A 22,700-nucleotide genomic window follows, 5' to 3' on the forward strand; every position below is an offset into this window, starting at 1 on the left:
TATGCCAGATATAGTACACGTAAAATACCAACAAACAGGTAAAAGTAAAAGCACCAACGAATATGGTATGCGAGAAATGCAACAAAAGGCATTTGAGGCTCGTACTGCTCAATACTTATTAATTAAAGCACCACCAGCTTCTGGTAAATCTCGTGCATTAATGTTTATTGGATTAGATAAACTGGTAAATCAAGATATAAAAAAAGTAATTGTTGCAGTTCCTGAACGGTCTATTGGTAGCTCGTTTGCTAAAACAGAATTAAAGAAGTTTGGGTTTTTTACAGACTGGGAGCCTAATCCAAGATATAATTTATGTACGCCTGGTGTTGAAAAAAGCAAAGTAACTGCATTTCTAAACTTTTTAGAAAGTGATGAAAAAATACTAATCTGTACACACGCTACGTTGCGTTTTGCTTTTGAAGCCATAGACGAAAAACAACTAAATGATTGTCTATTGGCAATAGATGAATTTCATCACGTATCTGTAGATGGAGATAATAAGTTAGGTATTGTGTTAAGTAGTGTAATGGAAAAATCTACTGCTCACGTAGTGGCAATGACAGGTTCTTTTTTTAGAGGTGATTCTGTGCCAATTTTATTACCAGACGATGAAGAAAAATTTATTAAAGTAAAATATGATTACTACCAACAATTAAATGGGTATAATTATTTAAAGTCATTAGGTATTGGTTATCATTTTTATCAAGGAAGATATACATCTGCAATTCACGAGGTTTTAGACGAGGATAAAAAAACAATTATTCATATTCCAAGTGTTAACTCTGGTGAATCTACAAAAGATAAATATGAAGAAGTTAATAGAATTATTGATGGTTTAGGGGAGTTAGATTATCAAGACCCAGATACAGGTGTTTTATATGTTATAAGTAAAACAACAGGAAAGACTTTAAAGATTGCTGATTTAGTTCACGATAATCAAAAGGATAGGGATAAAATACAAGAGTATCTGCGCAATGTAACAAGTGTAGATGATATAGATATTATCATAGCATTGGGTATGGCTAAAGAAGGGTTTGATTGGCCATATTGTGAACATGCTTTAACTGTTGGTTATAGGGGTTCATTAACGGAAATTATTCAAATTATCGGTAGAGCAACAAGAGATAGCGAGAATAAATCACATTCACAGTTTACCAATTTAATTGCACAACCAGATGCAGAAGACGATTTGGTCAAATTATCTGTAAATAATATGCTAAAGGCAATTACAGCATCTTTATTGATGGAGCAAGTATTAGCGCCAAATTTTAAGTTTAAACCTAAATTTCCAGAAGAAGATGAAATAGATGGCGTTGAGGAAGAGGGAGAAGATTACATAGCTATAAGAGGTTTCAAGTTACCAAGTTCACAAAGAGCAAAAGATATTATTGAAAGTGATATTAATGACTTGAAAGCAAAAATAATGCAAGATGATACAATGCTAAAGGCAATGCCTGGTAATGTAGATCCCGAAGTAATTAATAAAGTATTGATACCTAAAATTATTAAAGAAACCTATCCAGACTTATCAGATGAGGAAGTAGAAGCTGTACGTCAACATATTGTGGTAGATTCTGTAATAAAAAATGGTACTATTGAAGAAGTAGGTGATAAACGCTTTATTCGTATGGCAGATAGTTTTGTGAATATTGATGATATTAATATTGATTTAATAGATACAATCAACCCATTTCAAAAAGCATTTGAAATATTATCTAAATCAGTAACTGCATCAGTATTTAAAGCCATTCAAGAAACTATTGATGCTACAAGAATAACAATGACTGACGAAGAAGCAATTATATTATGGCCTAAAATAAAAAACTGGATAGCAAAAACAGGCGAACAACCAAGTATTCAGTCTTTTGATCCGCAAGAAAGACGTTTAGCAGAAGCTATTATATTTTTAAAAGAACAAAAGCGTAAAGCAGCATCTAATGAGTAAAAAGAAAACATTAGAAGATATATTTAATGATGATGAGTTTGGAATTTTAGATTCTAAACCCAAAAATTCTAATGTAAAAACTGAGGATGAACGACTAATTGAATCGTTCCAAGAAATTAATGCCTTTTTCGAAAAAAATAATCGTGAACCAGAAGCAACGAATGTAGCCGAATTTAAACTTCTATCAAGATTAAAAGCTTTAAGAAAAGATGCTAAAAAAGTAGAGATTCTTAAATCATATGATACGCACAATCTTTTAAATTCTAAAGAAGAAGTGAAATCGGTAGGAGATATTTTAAATGATGATGATTTAGGCATATTAGACACAGAAGAAACCTTATCTATTTTTAAATTAAAGAACGTACCAAGTTCAACAGAAAGAGCGGAATCTGATTTTACTGCAAGAAGAAAGGCAATGAAAGACAAAGATTTTGAGCATTATGAAATACAATTTAAAAAAGTACATAAAGAATTACGTGAGGGTAAACGTAAATTAAAAGAATTTAAAGATGTAGAGAAAAACCTTGAAGAGGGTAAATACTATGTCTTAGATGGTGTATTATTGTTTTTAGAAAAAGATGGTTTAGAGGATAGACAAATAGGTGATAGAACTAGAAAAGACGGAAGAACTATAACTATATTTGAAAACGGTACATTAAGCAATATGTTTTATCGCTCACTAGCTAAAGCCTTGTATAATAATGGGAGTATTGTTTCAGATACAGATATAGATGCAGAAAAAGAGCTTTTTAAAAATGCAAATATAGTTAGTGAAGAAGATATTCAGACAGGATGGATATATGTGTTAAGGTCTAAATCTACTAATCCAAAAATTGCATCAATTAATGATTTGTATAAAATTGGTTTTTCATCTGTAGATGTCAATGAGCGTATTAAAAATGCTTCTAAAGAATCTACCTATTTATATGCAGATGTGCATTTACTTGATAAGTATGCTTGTTATAATATGGATGCACAAAAGTTTGAACATCTAATACATCGCTTCTTTGCAGATGTTTGTTTAAATGTTGATGTATTTAATGATAAGGGAAAAAGAATAACACCAAGAGAATGGTTTGTTGCTCCGAGGCCAATTATAGATAAAGTAGTTACATTAATATTATCTGGAGATATTGTGGATTATAGATATGATAATACTAATATGGTGTTGATTAAAAAGTAAATAGAGATTAAACATAAGATTAAGAAATTTTTTTTTTTAAATGATTGGTTATTCCCTATGTTAATGAATGGGCAGGTTACTGTTGGTGGAGTAGAAAGTGAATTGAGGATGGCTGGAGAGGATATAGAAGATTATAATTAATTTTTTAAAACCTATTTACTTTTTTCGTTTTGGTAGTATGTTATAAGAAAATATTAAAATATGGAGTTAATAAATGTATTAAAAGTAAATGAAAATTCAATATTATTTGAATATTACGAAACAAGAATAAATCAAAGCTTATTAAATAGTCACACGACAGAAGCTAATATTTATAGATTTTCTAATCCTGAAAATGGAACAGAAGAAGATCGCTTTATAATGATGTATTCAGGTAATATACAAAGTAATTTGGAAACTCAAATTGCACATTACATATTTCAAAAACAAGATGAAAGGACTATGTATATAATTAGATCAGACAGGTTTAATATTGATTTAGAATTAGTGAAATAAATTTAAGACGATTATGAAAAGAATAATAATTCTAAAAGGAGTAAGTAATACAGGTAAGACAACAAAAATCAACCAAATAGCTGATTGGATTATTAGAAAATATTCTATTCCTAATACAATTGGATTAGATATTATAGATTTTGAAAAAGACACAATGGGTTTGTTAAAAGTAAATAATTTAATTATTGGTATTAATACAGCTGGAGATGATGATGAATGTATTAAACAAATAGATACTATTGCTCCTAATTGTGATATTCTTATTTGTAGCTGTAGAACAAAAGGAGTTACTTATCAGCATATTTATAAAAATTATAATCATAATTCTGGATGGCTGGAAACTAAAATAATTGTCGATAAAATAGATCCTCCAAGTGTTGTGCATCAATCAATAAGAGACGCCAATATTATTGACGAGATCCAGACTTGGTTAATAGGTATGGAGAAATAAAAGCATATAATGAAACAGTTCATTCATTTAACACCAAAAGAGTCTAGAGGCTTAGATATACCTATTTATAAAAACGCATTGCAATTAAAAAAAGACGCCATTTTAATAGCTAATACAAGAAAGTCTTATAGCTCTGCAACTTCTTTGTTAATATTAAGTTCTGAAGAAGCGATAAAATCTGTTTTAGTTAGGCTACATGCGGAGCAATACAATATTTATAAATTAAAGGAATCGAGTAAGTTTTTTAGAGACCATAAAATTAGGCATCAAATGGCACAACTCATAGAAATGGGCTCAGGTCTTATTGAGTCTATGATGAAATATGACGAGCAAAAACCAACTGAATTTTTAAAAACAAAAGTAAGTTGGCTTGATGATTTGGTTAACGGCGCTATTGATTTAGTTAAAGCCGCAAGCCCATTACTGGATGCTACCGAAAGAATAAAAGAATTGCAAGAATTTAACGATTTAAAAAATAAAGGCTTCTATGTAGATTATAGAGATGGTTTAATATTGCCTCAGAATGAGATAACAGAAACTATTTACAATAGAACGTTGTTTATTACTGAACGTGTAGTTAGGTTTAGTAAACTAATTAGGATTTTAAGCCATGAGAAATTAGAAAACCATATGCCAAATGAAGAAATAAACAAAAATAAGGAGCTACTAAAAGATTTCATAGATAATGCTATGCAAGATTTTTCATTTAAGGATTTAAATAAAAGTATGGCATGAGGTTAGTTGCAGTGTACATATTAGAACATTACCTTTTTGAAGAACCTCAAGTGATCAATATAGTTGGTCGTTATTTATATGATATCACGCTTGAGTATAAAAAAATTATAATAAATAGGATTAAGAATACTGAATATGTTGATAATTTACATTCTAATAGTATTACTGAATTATCAGCTATAGTAGGTGCTAACGGAAGTGGTAAAACAACAATTTTTTCCATAATCAATAAAGATCATGATACAACAAGAGCAATTTTCCTATATGAAGATTTTAATCATGAAATAAAAATAGTAAATAGAACAGGAATGTTAGATGAAAATGGAAATTTCACTAAAAGGTCTCAGGTTCCTGTTTATTTTAATGAATCAAAAGTTCATTCAGTACCCAATATAGATATACAAACTTTATATTATTCACCAATCCCAGATGAAGATTTAAGCAATTTTGGTTCTTCCATTTCAAAGACTTACCATTTTAAATCAACTTTAATTGATTATCACTTAGATAATATAGAGCGTTCAATAATGTTAATGACGGATGATGTGGTTGATGAGATCAAACGAGTTTATCCAGAGCTACCTTTATATAACCATATAAGTTTATCTGCAAAACCATTATATAAAAGAGATTTAAGGAACACCTATGGGGGCTTTAAAATTGAAGGTGATATTGAAAAATCTCAAAAAGAGGCTTTAGAGAAATTATGGGAAAGTTATCCAACAAATAATGAGGATAAGAAACATTTAACACATGACGGTCTTAGTTTTTATAGAAATATTGAGATCAATATTTTATCATACCTATTAATTGATAGCACCTCAATGGAAACTGCTTTTAATGGCAAGTATAACATTAGTTATTATGATATAATTAAAGAAGAAGATTTTTATGAAAAATTAAAGCATTTATTTTTACATAAAATTGCTTATATAGACAAGTATATCTATTATTATTTAAAAGATTTGTTAACTGATTATGATTATCAATCATTACTTTTTCATTTTGAAAGCACCAATTTTGATGAGAAACTAAAGGAAAAGCAAAGTAATCTAATTTCTTTGATTAGAAGTTATAAATTATCTGCTAGGAGATTAGAGAAAAATGAATGGAACGAGTCTTTTAGTGAGTCATTAGATTTATTACTGAATTCTGAATTTGAAGGAGAAGAATTTAAAAATATAAGAGAAAACCTTGAAAAATATCATAGCCATATAAGTATTAAAATTATTGAGAATAAAAAAAATATTCTAGATTATATTATTACTAGCTTAGAGAAAGTTGAAATTGGAATAAATAAATCATTTGATGCAATTTTTGAAGCAAGATTCGAAATAATAGATCAACTGAAAAATGGAGTAAAAAAGGCCATTAAATTATTTAGTGCAATCCAGATTTTTTATACGTTTACAATCAATTTTGTTGAAAAAGAAGGTGTCGAGTTGATTGAGGGGAAAATAAATCTAAATCTTAGGATCATTAACTTTAATGATTTTAAAAACTTGATTCAGAAATATAAAAACGTCATAGAAGAGTTTAATGGAAATTCTTTAATTAATGCTCAAATATTAGAATTTAGACCAGATAAGAGACTGTCATATGGTGAAAAATCGTTATTAAATCTATTTAGTAGTTTTTATGAGTTTACTATTCGGAAACACCATCATTTTAGAAGAAAAGAACACTACATTATTTTATTAGATGAGGCTGATTTGGGGTTTCATCCTCTTTGGAAGAAGAAATTTGTTAGTGCAATTGCCAAGATTATTCCAATAATTTTTGAGAAGCTTAATGCAAATGTTGACAATTCTGGTAATCCTGAGTTAGAAACTAGAAAAACACAAATTATAATATCAACTCATGATCCTTTAACACTATCTGACATACCTAACTATAATATTGTTTATATAGATAGACTTAAAAACGGTAAGTCTGATGTAATAAGTATACTAGATGATAATTACAAACCAAAACAATCTTTTGGAGCAAATGTTCACGATCTATTAGCTCATAGTTTCTTTTTAAAACATGGTTTTATGGGTGAGTTCGCAGAAGAAATCATCACGGATTTGGTTAATTATTTAACATTTAAAGAAGATGAAAAAGTTTCAGATGAAAATGTTAAATATTTTAGAGAGTGGGATGAACTAAAGGCTGAAAAAGTAATAACTATAATAGATGAGCCTTTAATAAAAGAAAGAGTGCAATCCTTATTTATTAAAAAATTTCTATATAATGAAAAAGAGTTGTTACGTTTAAAAATACAAGAATTAGAAAATCAAATAGCAAGATTAGATAATGAGGAAAATTAAAATAACAGATGATCTTCGTAAAAATGTAAAGACTTTTAATGACAATCTCTTTATCAATACAAGAACTAAAGGCTTTGAGATTCCAATTAATAGATTAAACAGTTTTCTTAAAATAATAAAACCTCGTAAGCACAAACAGTATAAACTTTATGTTGAAAAAATAATCGATGAGTATGAAGATATTTTAAATGCCGATCCATTAAAAATGGAAAAACTGATATTGGAATTTGATGCAGTTTTGCATAACTCCCAGTTAAATAGTAAAATAACAAGCAGAAGGTTTAGTTTTCATGAAAAGGTAGTTGAAGCTATGCGCTATGAAGATCTTAGAGCTAAAGAATTTCCAGATTACTTATTAAATTCTAATTTAAAAACCTGTGTATATTGTAATGCTCAATCCACATTAGTTATTGAAAAGAAATTTTATGATAAAAAAAAGAGGAGGGCAAAGCAAATTTTGGCTAAACTTCAATTAGATCATTATTATCCAAAATCAAAATATCCTTTTCTATGCACTTCTTTTTTTAACTTATATCCAACTTGTGCCAACTGCAACCTTGCTAAAGGGAGTAAAGAAGCATTGTTTGAGCTTTATACTACAACTAATGATTTAGATTTATTTAATTTCAAAATTGATGATAAATCGATATTAGATTATTTAATTAAGTTTGAGCTAAACCATTTAAAAGTGGATTTAGAATCTATGACTGGAGACTTTACTTTACTTAAAAATCATAATGAATTATTTCAAATAGAGGCAGTTTATGAGAGCTATAAAGATGTTGCAGAAGAATTAGTTTTAAAGGCTAAAGCTAATCCTCATTCTTATAGAAGTACATTAGAAAAAAACTACTCAAAACTGTTTCCAGACCCAACGATAATAGACAGGCTATTGGTTGGGAATTATACTAAACCAGAGGAATTAGGAAAAAGACCATTGTCTAAATATACTCAGGATATAGCTAGACAATTAAAAATTATAAAATAGAATATTTGGTATGTCCAATAATAAAATAACGATTATTAAGGAAAAAGCAAGCCTCTTAAACAATTTAAGTAATAACGAAGGAGCACTTTTTGAATACACAGACAAAACCTGAAAATCAATTGAATCTGATGATTTTGATCTAATGAGTAATTTTGATGAAGTAAAGGGCGGATAAATAAAAGAAATAGCTATGAATAAATATGGTACAGCTGCAATAAATGCAGCTAAAAAAAGTCAAAACCCAATTGAATCATGGAAAACAGCCACGAAAAAAAATTTTAATAGTAAGGACTCCCAAGATAAGTCTTGCCCTAAAAATGCGTTTTTAGGTTTATGTGAAGCTGGTTTGATTAAGAACATTAAGGCAGGTTCATATTTTAAAACGTCTAAACCTAATGTAAATAAACAATATGCTATCACAGCGGTAAAAATACTAAAACGCACTCCTACTATTTCAAGAAAAGAATTATGGAAACAAGTTAAAATAGAATTACTTATAGAAAAAAAAGATCATAACTCTCAAATGGATGTTGTTTTGGCTCTATGGAATGAGGGATTGATTGTGAAGTAAGAATAGGTTTAGTTTAAAAAAACAGAAATGAATACATTAGAAATCATAAAACAAAAAGCCAGTTTCTTAAACAATTTAAGTAATAACGAAGATGCACTTTTTGAGTATATAAATAACAATCACGAAAATTTAGACGAGGTTATACATCAGTATAAACCAGAACGAGGGTTTAAGCCAGTAAACACTTTACGCTTTTTAATAGCTAGCGAGCTTAAAAAAGGAAATAGAGTAACAGTAGAAATTGTTAACAGTTTAAAACAAGCTATAGAAAATAGAGATGTGTCCTCATATTATAGTCTTAACGATGCAGTACAACAAAGTCTAGCAAATTATAAAGACAGCAAAAAAGGAATGTTTCCCAATTGGAGAGATGCCTTCAAGGTTTTATTCCCATTTATACATAGTATATCAGATAATAAAGAGGTCAAAACACTGCTAGATCAATTAGTTAATCAAATTGTTGAAACAAATAATTTGCAGAATATAAAGAAACACCCTATAAGTTTTCAAGGTTCTCAAAATTATGGTTCGGATCATATTTGGGTTGCCATCTATCCAAAAGCTTCACCTAATGTACAAAGTGCCTATCAAATTTTTTTTAGTATTGATCATAATGGAATAAAAGGTGGAATCCATAAAGGGCATAAATTAGAAAAAGGTATTTATTCTTATGACGATGAAGTTTTTAATAGATGGGAAGCATTTTTAGAGAATACAAAAAGTTGGGTAGATGAGTGGCAGTTGTTAAACTCTAGATTGGATTTCAGCTCTTTAAAACAATCAAAATATTATTTAGTTGGAGCATATTGGAAGGATACTAGTCCTAAAGATCAAACAGATCGTTTTGTGAGAGAAGGTGTATGGGTTAATGGATATGAAGAAGATAAATCTCTATCGGTGGTCAATAAAGTTAATATTGGTGATCATATCGCTATAAGGTCTGTAGATAAGCGTGGAAATAATATGTACATAAAGGCTAGAGGTATTGTTACTTCTAACTTAAGAGATGGGAGACATCTTGAGGTGGAATGGGAAAAAGAGTTTGAAGTTTTTAAGTTGAATTTTTCAGGTGGTTATTGGGATACAATTAGAAAATTAATTAAAGAAAGTCATATTAATGCTGTTTGGTCAAATAATAAAAATATGGAAAATGTTAAACAAGAATTTATTGATTGGTATATAGCCAATCCAAGATCAAGTTATTTCAATAATCAACCTGAAAAAATTGACGATTATTTAACTAAATCATTAGAATTTTTCTCTAAGGATATTTTTTTAGTTAGCCGAGCTACTTATAAAGAAATGGTTGAATTTATAGAAGATACAATCAATAATAATAAAGCTAAGTTTTTAAAAAATCATGGTGCTCCTGACTCAGGGAAGCTTGCAGCTATTGTAGGAAAAAGAAATTATCAAAAATTTTTATTGGGATATTTCGAAAAAAAAGAAGAGAATGCATCAAAAAAAGAGGTTGGTATGGAATATAAACGAGCAATAAACCAAATTTTTTACGGCCCTCCAGGAACAGGAAAAACCTACAGTACAATTCTAGAAGCAGCTAAAATTATTGAACAAGAAGAGGTAATTTACTATGATGAAAGTCAGAAGATATTTAATGAACATTTAGGAGGACGTATTGAGTTTATAACATTTCATCAAAATTATAGCTACGAAGATTTTATACAAGGTTTGCGTCCAGACATAGAGCAAAAAGAATTGAGTTTTAATAGAGCAGATGGTGTGTTTACTAAAATGGTCACTAATGCCTTGTTTGAATATTATAAAGTCTATCAGCAAAACCAAAAAGAAACTTTAGATGATACCGAAGTAAAAATTGATTTAAACGACGCTTATATTGAGTTTTTAGGCTCATTAAAAGAAGGTCAAGAGTTTGAAACCAAAACAGGGTCAAAAATAAAAGTAGATAATTTTACAGATAGGCAAAATATTGAATTTAAACCTTTAAACGGTGTGAAGTCCTATTTGGTGTCTGGTAATAGGTTATTGAAATTATATGACGTATTTAAAGATATTGATGAAATCAAACTTGTTCATGAGGATATTAGAGGTGCTATAGGCGGTTGTAATTCTACGATCTACTATGTCGCATTACGAGAGTTTATTTCATTTTTAAAAGTATACGAGGATACCTTAAACGAGTTTGTTGATATTGAGGAAGATTATGACGACGATAATATTACGTATCGTAGAAAAAAGGAATTATTATCAAATATAAGTCTGGATGAATTAAGAACGGTTTCAGAAAATGACGTTCCTAAATATGTCATTATCATTGATGAAATTAACAGAGCAAATATTTCAAGAGTTTTTGGCGAACTTATTACATTGATTGAAAAAGATAAGCGTTCAGGTGGTGACATACCTTTATCTGCAACTTTACCATCTGGAGAGAAGTTTATCGTACCATCTAATTTGTATATAATTGGCACAATGAATACTGCTGATAAATCTATTGCACTTTTAGATATAGCGCTTAGACGACGTTTTGAATTTGTACCGATGTATCCTAAGGTAGAAATTATAATAGACGGAAATAATATTGTTAATGATGCCGAGATTCTACAAAAATTAAATAATGAAATAGTGTCTAAAAAAGGCCATGATTTCACTATTGGGCATTCTTATTTTATGGGTAAAGAATATGTGCTCAAAAATACCGTCGATAATAAAGTGATTCCATTGTTACTGGAGTACTTTATGAATGATTTCGGAGAGGTAGAAAAAATACTGAAGAAGGCAGGGTTAACTGTTGAGGGTTGGCCTATGAAATTAGTGAGAAATGACTAATCTTTTTGAATATGAAAATACCGAACCATTTGCTGAAGGTCATTTTGAGGATCTGGAAGTATTTTTAGATGAAATTTGGTCTAAAAGAGAGAAATCGAGTTATTATACGGAGGAAGATAATAGAGTAGAAACACAACGGTTTATTCAGTTCTTAAATAAGACTAAAACATTAAAATCTAATAAATATGTAGGTGTTATTCATTTTGAGGGAGAAACAATAAACCTACTTCCTAAGATATTCTTTAAAGGAGAAGAGGCAACAGAGAATGATGTAAAAGCTATTAATAAACATATATTATGGTGGTTAAGCTATTGTAGGAAATTAAAGTTCCCAAATTATCTTTCAGGACTAAATAGTGAAAGAGCAGATTTTTTTGAAATTCTCATTTACCTATTTAGTAAATACACAAGAGAACTTTTAAACTCTTCCATATATCAAAAATATACTGAAGTAAAGAAAGAGTTGTCCTTCGTGAAAGGAAGAATAAATTTTAACACCTATATAAAAGATAATTTATCAAGAGGAAGGAATCATAAAATAAGTTGTGAGTTTGATGCTTTTGAGATGGATAATGAGTTTAATAGATGCGTGAAATTTGTCTCTAAGCTTTTGTTGTCAATCACGAAGGAAAATCAAAGCAGACGTTTTTTAAGTGATATTTTATTTATTCTCGATGAGGTGAAAGACGTAAATGTTTCCTCAGAAAGAATGCAACGTATGACATTCAATCCGATGTTTTCAGATTTTGAAACCATACGTGATTATTGTGTGCTCTTTTTAAATAATAGTGTTTCTTTTAATTATAAAAACTCATTAAAACTATTTGCATTTTTACTACCAATGGAATATGTTTTTGAGGACTTTGTTTTTGGTTTTATAGATAAAGAAATTGATGCTATAAAAGCAAAAGCAAAAGCTCAAGCGGGGTCTAAGCATTTGGATGTGGAAGAAAATTTTGCTTTAAAGCCTGATTTATATTTAAAATTAAATGACAAGAATGTAATTGCTGATACGAAATATAAAATTGTATATACGAATGATACGGATTCTAAAAAAGGAATCTCTCAAAGTGATTTGTATCAAATGCTAGCATATGCTGTAAGGTATAAAATAGATGAGATTGTTTTATATTATCCTAATACGATTAACAAATATGACCCTAATATTTCTGAAATAGTTATCATCGACGAATTAGCAGAAGGCAAGAATATAAAAATTCGTTCATATCAACTACCTATAATTAATTATGAACTTTTTAAATTCAATAAGGAAACAGAAGTACCTTTAATAGAATTATTTGAGTCCACAAAAATTGAACTTATAAAAAGCATAAATAGCTCTCTCCTACTATAATTCTTATAGCCTCCACACTATAACAGTCAGCTATACTTATAAATCAAAATCGCAAATTGAATTTGGTATGCAAAACAAAACTTTAACAAGACTAGAAATCTACGAATTAGTATGGTCTAAAACTATTCGTGACATACTAAAAGAGTATGCTTTAACAAATACTACTTTTAAATATATTTGTTCAGAAAATGATATTCCGGTTCCAAAAATGGGGTATTGGCAAAAGTTAAAACACAATAAAAAAGTTTTAAAACCACCTCTTCTCGAAACGAACAAAACATATAAAAACATTAAACTTCCTATTAGAATAAAAGGTCAAGAAAGCATTACTAAAATGACTGAAATCAACTTGTTGGTTCATGAGATTAAAAACAACAAGAAACTCCTTATAAAAGTCCCTGAAAAACTTTATAAGCCAGAGAAAATAACAGCTGCAACAAAAGATTATTTTAAAAGAAAACAAAAAAGCAAATACCCTTATAAAGTTGAAGAACCAAAAGAAGGTTTGTTAAGTCTTTCTGTTTCAGACAATCTAGTTAATAGAGGATTACGTTTTTGGGACACTTTAATTAAACTGCTAATCCAAAGAGGTCATAAGGTTGAGGTAGTAAGAAATCACAAATACACTAACTATAACGGAACCAAGTTTGTTATTCATGGTGAATATTTTGATATGCGGCTTAGAGAAATGGATAAAAGGGTAATGGAGGAATCAGACTTTAATTGGAAAACAGCCAAATATTACCCTACAGGAAAACTTAGTCTAAAAATAGATAATTATCCTAGACATGAATGGCAAGACACTAAAACTAAACTTATAGAAGACAAACTTCCAAATATCGTAGCTTATCTAGAGCTTAGTGCAAAAAAGGAAAAAGAAGATCGTATAAAAAGCGAAATTCGCAGAAAAGAGCAAGAAATAATTGAAGCTAAAAAAAAAGCTATTCAAAAGGAAAAGGATCATGAATTTGCGCAATTGAATAACCTATTTGAATCCGCATCGAGATGGCATAAAACACAATACCTTCGAGGTTATATCTGGGAGTTTGAAGATTTTCTTAAAACAAACAACTCTTTGGATTCGAAAAAAAAAGAATGGATAAACTGGGCAAAAGAAAAAGCTGATTGGCTTGATCCCTTTGTTGAAAAGGAATTGAAGTTATTAGAAGATATTGATAGAGATTCATTGAAACCTACACACAAGACATATTACTAGTCCTTATGTTATTAATGTTAGGTGTAAATTGTAAGATTTTTTTTGTTATATTTATAATCTCTCCTATAATTAATAGCACGTTTTTTATTGATAATTATTGCATTCAAATTATACTAACCAACCAACCAATATTAATATGAGATCATACTTTTTGATACTTTGTTTTACAGCTTTTACTATTTCATCATTTTCTCAAAAATCATCTCCCGTAGCTGGTGATGCAGCAACACTAATTGATCTCTTAAAAAAGGATTATAATAGTATTAATCCAGAAACAAAAGCAGAAGAAATTATTCGAGATCGAGCTAGAGTTTTAGGTGTTTTTAAATCTTATTATGACGGAGAATTAAATCAAGAGCTTTCCAAAGATTCGTTAATTGGAAATAGTATTATAACCGATGAAAATAGTGATATTTTGGGTCTTCCTGATTTAACATACAAAATATTAGATACTAAAAGAAATGAATACCCTAAAGCTTTTAATGATTATAATAGATCAAAAAAAACATATAATAATTTAAAGAATATTGATCATAATTCAACTACTATAAATAAATTAGAAATAGCATCTAACGAGTTTACAGATAAACAGGAAATCTATTATAATACCAAATATTATTCAGATTCTTATGATCTAATCGGCCTTTACTCTTCTTATAATCAAAACACCTATTTAAAACATATCATAGAAATATTTATTAAAAAATATAATTATTTACAGAATTCAAAAACTGACGTTTATTCTGAAGTTAATTACCAATCATCCATTCAAAAAAGCCTACCCTTTCTTGGGGGAGATCTATCCTTTGAAACTGTAATTGATGGCTTGAGCAGGTTCTTAGCTAAGCGGATCAAAGAAGAATTAACTACGTATGTAATAAATAAAATAAAGGAGGATTTAAATGACCCCAAACCGCAAAGTTATTTAAATGAACTTATGACACTTTTACCACGTACAACCGATTATATAAAAGGGTTTGAAGCAGACCAAGTTCTCAATTTTATTGACGAAATAAAACAATACATAGAGGATGATCTAAGTAAACTATTAGAAAATGCGAGTAACCTAAAAGAGACACCTCGATTTAAAATTTTAATAGAAAATAACCCTGATTTAGATTTTGCTTTTGAAGCTTTAGAGATTTATCCTCAATTATCTAAAATTAAAAACCCTGTAGATTATTTCGATATGCTTGACAATAGCAGAAATATTTCACGATGGGCAGAATTAGATAAAGAAAAAGTGAAATTTAATATAGGTAATAGTTTAAGATTATCTTCAATGATAGCTCATAGTTTAACAGTACTTGAGAATTCCGAATTAAAATTTGTTTCAACAGATTTCATGAGTAATTATGGTTCAGAAGTCAATTTTTACTTTTTATATATAGGCTTCTTAAACCAACAAAATTTAAAATATTATAATGTTCGATTTGTTACCAAGACCAAGAAGGGTCCTGACACACTAGCATTTGATAAACTAATGAGTTCCGTCACACCACAGGATATAGATAAAGTTAGAACAAAAGTTAAATTTCTTAATAGTGAGCTAACCAAAATTGCATCCAATACTGAAAAAATATATAATGACGCATTGGCAATTAAAAAAGCAAAAAACAGTAACGAAGATGTCGCAATTGAAGATATTCATAGTTTTATAGAAGGTATAATTAATCTAGGGCAACAAATTTCTATTAGTGCTGATGAATTATTATCTCATGACAATGAGTTAAATTTAATTTCAAAGGATTTAGAATTTTCGATTGAAAATAAAACATCCCCTTATTTCAAGACAGCTCATGCGTCCAATGACATCATGCTAGACTTACATAACAAAAAGTATAGTACTGCCATTATAAAGACACTAGAGATTCCTACAAATTTCACTAACTCTCAGTTTTCTATCGATAAAATTTTAGAAATAAATAATCAATTTAAAATTGCTTCAAATTTAATACTACTACAGCAAATATTGCAACATAATAAAATCCCCTCTGATGAAGACAAGTTAGATGATCTTAAAAACACTTTATTATATCTAAAAGCTGCATTATCAAATATAAATAGTACGACGAATACTTTTATAAGCTTGAAAAAACAAATAGATAATATACATTCTATTGTAAATGGCGATGTAAACAATTCTTTAAATTACATTACATATCGTCAAGAACTAGAAAATAACTTAAGGACTAACTATGAAGAAATACTATTAACTATATCAGGTATAGATTTAGATGATTTTATAGTTAATCCAATTAATACGTACTTAGTAAATCATGGATATGATGATGCTACAACTAACGGAATAATAAGCAAAGTTGACACCTATCTATCAAAAGTTTTTGAACTTATGATAATTGACGGTCAGATGAGTATTAAAGCTCTTAAAAGTAATAATGACTACAAAATTGCAGAAAAGGAATTAATAAGAAATTTAGGTGCCTATTTACCTGAAATAGCAAGCAATGTTTTTAAGATAAAAAGTAAAAATGTCATTAAAACAATTCATTTTATAAATGATATTGCCTTATCGGAATCTGCAGAAGATGTCGAATCTGCTATAGATGCGTTCGCCCTACCTTCTGGAAGTTACTCTCTTAAAAAGAAAAAGGGATCGTACGTATCCATTAATTCCTTTCCGGGTATACTGGGAGGATTTGAACAAAGAAGTATTGGTGAGGCAAAATTAAATTCAATGGGTTTTACGGCTCCAATTGGACTTTACACGAAACTCTTTAATATAAAAGGCGTTGGCTTATTTTTACCAATAATTGATATTGCTGCTCCTGTGCGCTTTAGATTGGACAATGAAAACAATACTAAAACCTTACCAGAATTCACCTTTAAAAACATAATATCTCCAGGTCTTTATCTCACATATACCCCTTGGGATTCGCCTGTTACTTTTAATTTAGGAGCTCAATATGGCCCTGAACTTCAAATAGTAAATGATGATAATACAACGACTAAATATGACGATTCCTTTAGAATAGGTTTGGGTGTTACCCTAGACATTCCTCTTGTTACATTATTCAATAAACCTCAATAACAATGAGGAATATTGTAACTGTACTGTTGTTACTATTTGGTTTTTCTGCGTTTTGCCAAACCAAAAGTGATTCAATACAAAAAATGGATTCTTTGCTTAAAAAAAAGGAGGTCAACAAAATCATTGAAGAACTTGAATTTAAAAAAAAGGCTACGCTAAAAAACAAAAATTTCAAAATCCAAAATCTTGAATTTAACTCAATTCAAAAAAACAAGATCATTGATTTAAAAGAAGCGCAAAAGAAAATCGATTTGCAAGAAATTCAAAAGATAAATGAAATTGAAGGCCTTCAAGAAGTAGAAGAATTAGTAATTAAATCTACCTCAATTCCATTTCAGCAAGAGGCATTATACATTGGTGAAGATGAACTAGAGGGTTATAATAATGATATTAATGGAACACCACGTCTGCATGGACCTTCGCAATTTGACAGTAGAATTGAACTTAGAGAGCTAAACCCAGACATAGATTGGCAGTGGCTTATTTTAAGGCGTAATGAATCTGTTGGTATTATCATTGAAAAAGAAAAAATCAATAAAATTTCTGAAGATATATATCAACTTGACATTTCAAATAGTTTAGAAAGAACATATAATCTTTGCAGTAATATCCCTTTTAGAACTCAGCCGACAGTCGGTATTGGTACGACCTTTATAATTGGAGAAAATGAAATGATAACTGCAAACCATGTGTTTAATAAAAAACTTGAAGATTATGTTATAGTTTTTGGATTCGAGATGCTGAATAAAAATGGCATTATCCAAACGGTAATCAATGTAAAAGATATCTATTATCCTCAAAAAAAGATATACAACTCAGAAATATATGATGTTGTTATTTATGAATTAGATAGACCTGTCAAACGACCTGTTTTGGAATGGAAAAGATCCTCTTCTTTAAAAGAAGGAAATGAAATCTACATGATTGGACATCCTAGTGGAATTCCAAAAAAAATAGCAGTAAATGCAAGTGTAATTAAAAATAGTCATGACCAATATTTTTATACATCTCTAGATAGTTTTCAAGGCAATTCTGGATCTCCTGTATTTGATTTTAATACGCATAAGGTTATTGGAGTATTAGTGTCAGGCGAATTGGATTATACTTTCAATGGTAACTGTAATGAACTAAATCTTTGCAAATATCCATACTGTAAAGGTGAAAAAGTAATCCGTATTGAAAATATTATGAATAATCGTTATTAACCAAATAAAACTCATCAAATGAAAACATTATTATTACTAAGTCTTTTAATTATTACACCAATTGTAGCACAAGAAGTTGAAGTAAATGAATTAAAAACAATTGAAAACACAGAACTAAGTCCCTTTAATCAAATTTGCTATCAGCATATTCGCCGTAATAAAATATTATGGTACGGAGGGTGGGCCGAATCTACTGGTTTTTTTATTGATAAAAATTTCGTTTTGACAGCTGCTCATAATGTGCATTCACAGTTTTTAAGTAGGGTAAAAGAAATAAAAATAAAAATTGGTAGAAATGGTGATTCACAAATATATCCAACCATACAAATTAAAGGAAAAGACATCATTTCCAAGTATGTAAAAACAAGTGAAAACTATGGATTTCTTAAGGGTTACAAGAAAAAAGTTCAATGGGATTTTGCATTAATATATATACCAGATGAGCTTTTACCAGAAGGATATACTTGGAATGAAGAATTTAGTCTTGGCAATGATGAAACATTAGTAAATGAAACGATAGAACTTGCTGGCTATCCTGCTGCAGGACAAATAGGTGACACTGATTATTCCTATGATGGCAGTAAAATGATATTTCAATCTGGGAAAATAGAACCTAAAGGAAAGTGGTATAAACACGACTTTATAACCCATGGAGGTAACAGTGGGTCACCACTATGGGTAACAAAAAATATGAAAAACATTATTGTTGGTATTCACACTTTTGGTGGCTCTGGAACATTGATTGATGATGAAAGCCTCCAACTGATAAAATCTTGGATGTTGGAGATTAAAAGCAATTAAAATTAATATTATATTTATAATTGAAGTGAAAAGGATAACGATTTTTGTGTCATATTTGCACCTCAAAGCAAGTAAAGCCTTATAAATAAAGGATAGTTACATATTGTATCGGGAAGTAACCCTACAAAACAAACAAATACCAATCACACAACAAACCCTATAAACTATTGATTATTAGGCATAATTGTTAATAATTACTATTTCTTCGTTAATATCTATTACCTGTTCCTTATGCATCTATTTGTACCTTTGTTGTACCTCGATACGTTTGAGGTACAAATTTTTGGTATAAGGGCGAAATTATGGCACTTATTTCTTCTTAATACTACTTAATGACACTTAGGACTTCTTAATTTATGAGTACAAATATTAGAGTACAACGAATTTGCCAGCATTGCGGAAATGATTTTACCGCTCGTACTACGGTAACTAAATATTGTGGAGACAACTGTGCTAAAAGAGCCTATAAGGTTCGTAAACGGAATGAAAAAATAAATAACAGTAATAGAGAAACTAAAGAAATAATACGCAAACCTATCGAGCAGATTAAAGCCAAGGAATTTCTTACTGTAAATGAAACAGCAATCCTTTTAGGTTGCTCCAAAAGAACCGCCTACCGATTGATTGAAAAAGGAACTATAAAGGCAAAACAACTAAGAAGTACTTGAAACTAACAGAAAAAATTAATCGTGGTGAGAGATTTTCTTTGGAGGAGATTGAAAGGTTATTTATGATTTAACTAAAAAATCATAAGTGTTTGACTAGTATCAATCAGAAAAAAATAAAATAGGGAAATTATCTTTTTTTAATCTATTTTTGGTAAATTAATTTTGACCAACTATGAGTATTCAAGCCAAACTTTTTGTAGACAACAAAGAGTTTATTGTAGAACAACATTATTTTAGTTTCTTTCAAAAAACAGATTATACAGGCAGACCCACTAGCAAGCCTATGAATCGTACTTTTGATTTTGTAATACATGGAAGTCAGGATAACACCTTTTTTGAATGGTCAATTCATCCAAGTATGATGAAAAATTGCAAAATTGTATTTTCATCTCGTTTCGGAACAAGTAAGAGTACTACTATAGAACTATTAGATACTTATTGCTTATATTATAAATTACACTATGTCCATAATAGTACTAGTGCTTTTATGGTGTATTTTAGTTTATCCCCTGCAACGATTCTATTTAATGAACAAGAAATATTATCGCATTGGTGGCGCAAAACTGATCCTGCACTATTAGGGCAACCTGTTATAGAAAGAGAAGATGAAGATATTAAACCAAAAGTTGTAGACTATTATATTACTGATTTAGAAGGAAACAAAAAACCTGAATATGAAGTAGGTGACAAAATTTATGTCGTGGTAAAGACTAAGAACATGATAGGTAAAGAGTTAACTCTTAATTTAGCTGATAAGACAAAAGATTTTAAATATGAAGATGAAATACTTCCTAATGATAGACTAGAAAATTATCAAATAACAAGCAATACAGAAAAAATCAAACTAGAAGTAATACCTGAACAAAATTAAAACTAATGGGTAAGAATACTTTTGAACTAATCATAGATGGAAATTTAGAAGCAACTACATCTATAGAAATAGCTGACTGCTGTTGCGAAAAGTCAAAGCCCGCAAAAAGTTTTGCACAACTAGTCGCTCTTGTCAAACACAGTGAAGACAATCTTATCATCAAAGGTTATGACGATATGGGTGATAGGATTAGTATTATTAGAGGTATTTATTATGGAACTGAATGGAGTTTAGACTATTCCAAAGAACAAAGTAAAGCTCGTAATTTTGCATTTAATGAGTATACCAATAGTAATGTAGAAGCAGATGCTAGAGAAGCTCTTAAATGCTCTGAAGACTGCAAAGCAGACTTGTTTAATTCATTATTTAACAGCTTCGAGATTTTTGATTCACCCTACAAAGCTGTAGACTTTGGGCATTTGATTATAGGTATGGATTCCAGAAGAAGTTGGCGTGCTAAAAGTATTGGTATCCCAACACAAGGGGGGACAGGTTTAGAACTTAACACTTGGGTTGGTGATCTTGGTGGGGGAGTTGGAAAACTGTCTTTAGATCGTGTTAGAAACCCTAAGAAGAGAGCGAAATCTCTTTTTCCAATATCAGGCAGTAGTTATGGTGCAATGGTAAATTTAGAAGGCGATATAGCTTCTTATGTTTGTGGAATGGATAGCAACAATGAATCTAAAATCGATGATCCTACGGACAATTTTGAAACCATACACGAAGCTCTACAAGATTACTTTGACACTAAATGGGATAAACGAGCCACTTTCTTTTTAAAAATGTTAGATGGAGAATTCGAAGGAAATGAGCTAAAAAATAAAGATGAGGTAGTCGAATATTGTGCGGAGGCACTAAGTGATTTTTCATACTGGTATTTAGGTATAAGAATGAAAGAAAAAGGCTTGGGCGAAATAGAAGAGTTTACCGCTGCTTCTGGTAACTTTGAACCCGTATCAAAAGAAGTTGCAACCATTTTTATAGATGGATTGCTTCACGTGATTGAAAAACCACAGGATATGATTACAGCTAGAACCAACCCCAACCCTACTCCAAGAGAAGAAACTACGGTTGATAAGGCAAGTGAGCTTTTAGAAAAGCTAAAAGACAAATTCAAAAAAATGGACTTAAACCCTTTTGATTAAAATGAAAAAAATTTGGATTTACAGCATATTAGTTTCTGTAGCTTTGGCTATACTATTTTCTATTTTTCTATTTGTGGGCATCTCAACTGATAACCCTGCATATCTTTCTATATCTAAAATGATTATTAATATTGTAGTAGTTCAGTTTATTGGAAGTATTGTATTCGCTATAGTCAAATTTAAAACTCAGACCTATAAAACTATCTTCTTTATTCTCGGTATTTTTATAATTCTATGTTATCAAGTATTTCTATATTTCGGAGCATTATCTGGCTTATTAGGTTAGTTTGATCGTATTGATACGCTATCTATTCCTAAATAATCAGAGATTGTTGGGTCAATATAAATCCTTTCACCTGTATTAGAGTTTTCTACAATAACGAAATCGTGGTTTTTAAAGAATGGAGAATCGAAGTATTTATGTATATCTACGCCTAAAAAGTACAGCTTACTTGCATAAGCTTTTGCTTTCCATTCAACAGGCAACTTTGACCTTTTTAATAAATAGTTACACGTGGATGCATAAAAATAGGCATACCCCACACAATGCGTTTTTGATGAATTAACTAGTTTATTTGGGTCTACATCACATTTGGATGAGGTAAATTTTAATTTTTCATTCGTAAGCTTATTAGACTTATCTATTATTGATATTATACCGGATAAGTCACTATTTATAGTAGAGTTTTCAATATAACTAATGAGTTCTGAATTATGAACAGAATATTCTTTTCTTTCTTGTATGGATTCATACTTTACAAAAACTCGATAGACATAACCTTTAAAAACATAAAGCAGAGCTATTAGTACAATAAGAGTGTATATTTTCTTTGATATTTTCATTTAATCTTAAAGGTGTAATTTCCCTAAAAATATTTCTCATAAATTCTTTTTTAATGG

At 29.6% G+C, this 22,700-nt stretch carries 19 protein-coding genes; 18 read left to right on the top strand and 1 reads right to left on the bottom strand.

The features are described from left to right. Nucleotide 1 precedes the first annotated feature (1 nt). The 18 genes from ATE84_RS19290 to ATE84_RS19375 all read left to right on the top strand — a co-directional run bounded on the left by ATE84_RS19290 (nt 2) and on the right by ATE84_RS19375 (nt 22,086). Nucleotides 2-1,945 (top strand): DEAD/DEAH box helicase, encoded by a 1,944-nt coding sequence (locus ATE84_RS19290; protein ID WP_101449515.1) that lies wholly within the window; start codon nt 2-4, stop codon nt 1,943-1,945. Further along, nucleotides 1,938-3,128, top strand: a complete 1,191-nt coding sequence (locus tag ATE84_RS19295; RefSeq protein WP_101449516.1) for a GIY-YIG nuclease family protein — start codon at nt 1,938-1,940, stop codon at nt 3,126-3,128. Before ATE84_RS19290 ends, ATE84_RS19295 begins: the two co-directional genes overlap by 8 nt. Nucleotides 3,129-3,329: 201 nt before the next feature. Further along, nucleotides 3,330-3,623, top strand: a complete 294-nt coding sequence (locus ATE84_RS19300; RefSeq protein WP_101449517.1) for a hypothetical protein — start codon at nt 3,330-3,332, stop codon at nt 3,621-3,623. 13 nt (nt 3,624-3,636) lie between these two features. Then, on the top strand, nt 3,637-4,074 hold the full coding sequence (locus ATE84_RS19305; protein WP_101449518.1) for a hypothetical protein: 438 nt from the start codon (nt 3,637-3,639) through the stop codon (nt 4,072-4,074). A gap of 9 nt (nt 4,075-4,083) precedes the next feature. After that, nucleotides 4,084-4,809, top strand: coding sequence for an AbiV family abortive infection protein (locus tag ATE84_RS19310; protein ID WP_101449519.1), 726 nt, complete (start codon nt 4,084-4,086; stop codon nt 4,807-4,809). Then, nucleotides 4,806-7,121, top strand: coding sequence for an ATP-binding protein (locus ATE84_RS19315; RefSeq protein WP_101449520.1), 2,316 nt, complete (start codon nt 4,806-4,808; stop codon nt 7,119-7,121). Before ATE84_RS19310 ends, ATE84_RS19315 begins: the two co-directional genes overlap by 4 nt. After that, nucleotides 7,108-8,109, top strand: a complete 1,002-nt coding sequence (locus ATE84_RS19320) for a hypothetical protein (RefSeq protein WP_101449521.1) — start codon at nt 7,108-7,110, stop codon at nt 8,107-8,109. Before ATE84_RS19315 ends, ATE84_RS19320 begins: the two co-directional genes overlap by 14 nt. A 190-nt stretch (nt 8,110-8,299) precedes the next feature. Beyond that, nucleotides 8,300-8,680: a hypothetical protein gene (locus ATE84_RS19325; RefSeq protein ID WP_101449522.1), complete on the top strand. Its 381-nt coding sequence runs from the start codon at nt 8,300-8,302 to the stop codon at nt 8,678-8,680. A gap of 27 nt (nt 8,681-8,707) precedes the next feature. Continuing rightward, on the top strand, nt 8,708-11,488 hold the full coding sequence (locus ATE84_RS19330) for an McrB family protein (RefSeq protein WP_101449523.1): 2,781 nt from the start codon (nt 8,708-8,710) through the stop codon (nt 11,486-11,488). Further along, nucleotides 11,481-12,842: an McrC family protein gene (locus ATE84_RS19335; RefSeq protein WP_101449524.1), complete on the top strand. Its 1,362-nt coding sequence runs from the start codon at nt 11,481-11,483 to the stop codon at nt 12,840-12,842. Before ATE84_RS19330 ends, ATE84_RS19335 begins: the two co-directional genes overlap by 8 nt. Before the next feature lie 67 nt (nt 12,843-12,909). Next, nucleotides 12,910-14,058 (top strand): hypothetical protein, encoded by a 1,149-nt coding sequence (locus ATE84_RS19340; RefSeq protein ID WP_101449525.1) that lies wholly within the window; start codon nt 12,910-12,912, stop codon nt 14,056-14,058. Between the two features lie 136 nt (nt 14,059-14,194). Continuing rightward, nucleotides 14,195-17,110: a hypothetical protein gene (locus ATE84_RS19345; protein ID WP_101449526.1), complete on the top strand. Its 2,916-nt coding sequence runs from the start codon at nt 14,195-14,197 to the stop codon at nt 17,108-17,110. Nucleotides 17,111-17,112: 2 nt separating this feature from the next. After that, nucleotides 17,113-18,315 (top strand): serine protease, encoded by a 1,203-nt coding sequence (locus tag ATE84_RS19350; protein WP_101449527.1) that lies wholly within the window; start codon nt 17,113-17,115, stop codon nt 18,313-18,315. An 18-nt stretch (nt 18,316-18,333) separates the two neighbouring features. After that, the gene (locus ATE84_RS19355) at nt 18,334-19,116 is read left to right on the top strand and encodes a serine protease (RefSeq protein ID WP_101449528.1); all 783 of its coding nucleotides are present in this window, start codon (nt 18,334-18,336) and stop codon (nt 19,114-19,116) included. Nucleotides 19,117-19,472: 356 nt separating this feature from the next. Next, a complete protein-coding gene (locus tag ATE84_RS19360) occupies nt 19,473-19,784 on the top strand; it encodes a helix-turn-helix domain-containing protein (RefSeq protein ID WP_101449529.1) in 312 nt (103 codons plus the stop codon). Nucleotides 19,785-19,956: 172 nt separating this feature from the next. Next, nucleotides 19,957-20,655: a type VI secretion system tube protein TssD gene (gene tssD, locus ATE84_RS19365; RefSeq protein ID WP_101449530.1), complete on the top strand. Its 699-nt coding sequence runs from the start codon at nt 19,957-19,959 to the stop codon at nt 20,653-20,655. Between the two features lie 5 nt (nt 20,656-20,660). Then, on the top strand, nt 20,661-21,800 hold the full coding sequence (locus ATE84_RS19370; RefSeq protein WP_101449531.1) for a hypothetical protein: 1,140 nt from the start codon (nt 20,661-20,663) through the stop codon (nt 21,798-21,800). A gap of 1 nt (nt 21,801) precedes the next feature. Then, the gene (locus ATE84_RS19375; RefSeq protein ID WP_101449532.1) at nt 21,802-22,086 is read left to right on the top strand and encodes a hypothetical protein; all 285 of its coding nucleotides are present in this window, start codon (nt 21,802-21,804) and stop codon (nt 22,084-22,086) included. On the opposite strand, the gene ATE84_RS19380 is transcribed toward ATE84_RS19375, so the two are convergent. Beyond that, on the bottom strand, nt 22,083-22,643 hold the full coding sequence (locus ATE84_RS19380) for a hypothetical protein (protein WP_101449533.1): 561 nt from the start codon (nt 22,641-22,643) through the stop codon (nt 22,083-22,085). The genes ATE84_RS19375 and ATE84_RS19380 overlap by 4 nt on opposite strands. Nucleotides 22,644-22,700: the final 57 nt, after the last annotated feature.

Origin of the sequence: Aquimarina sp. MAR_2010_214 (genome assembly GCF_002846555.1) — a bacterium.
Classification (GTDB): Bacteria; Bacteroidota; Bacteroidia; order Flavobacteriales; family Flavobacteriaceae; genus Aquimarina.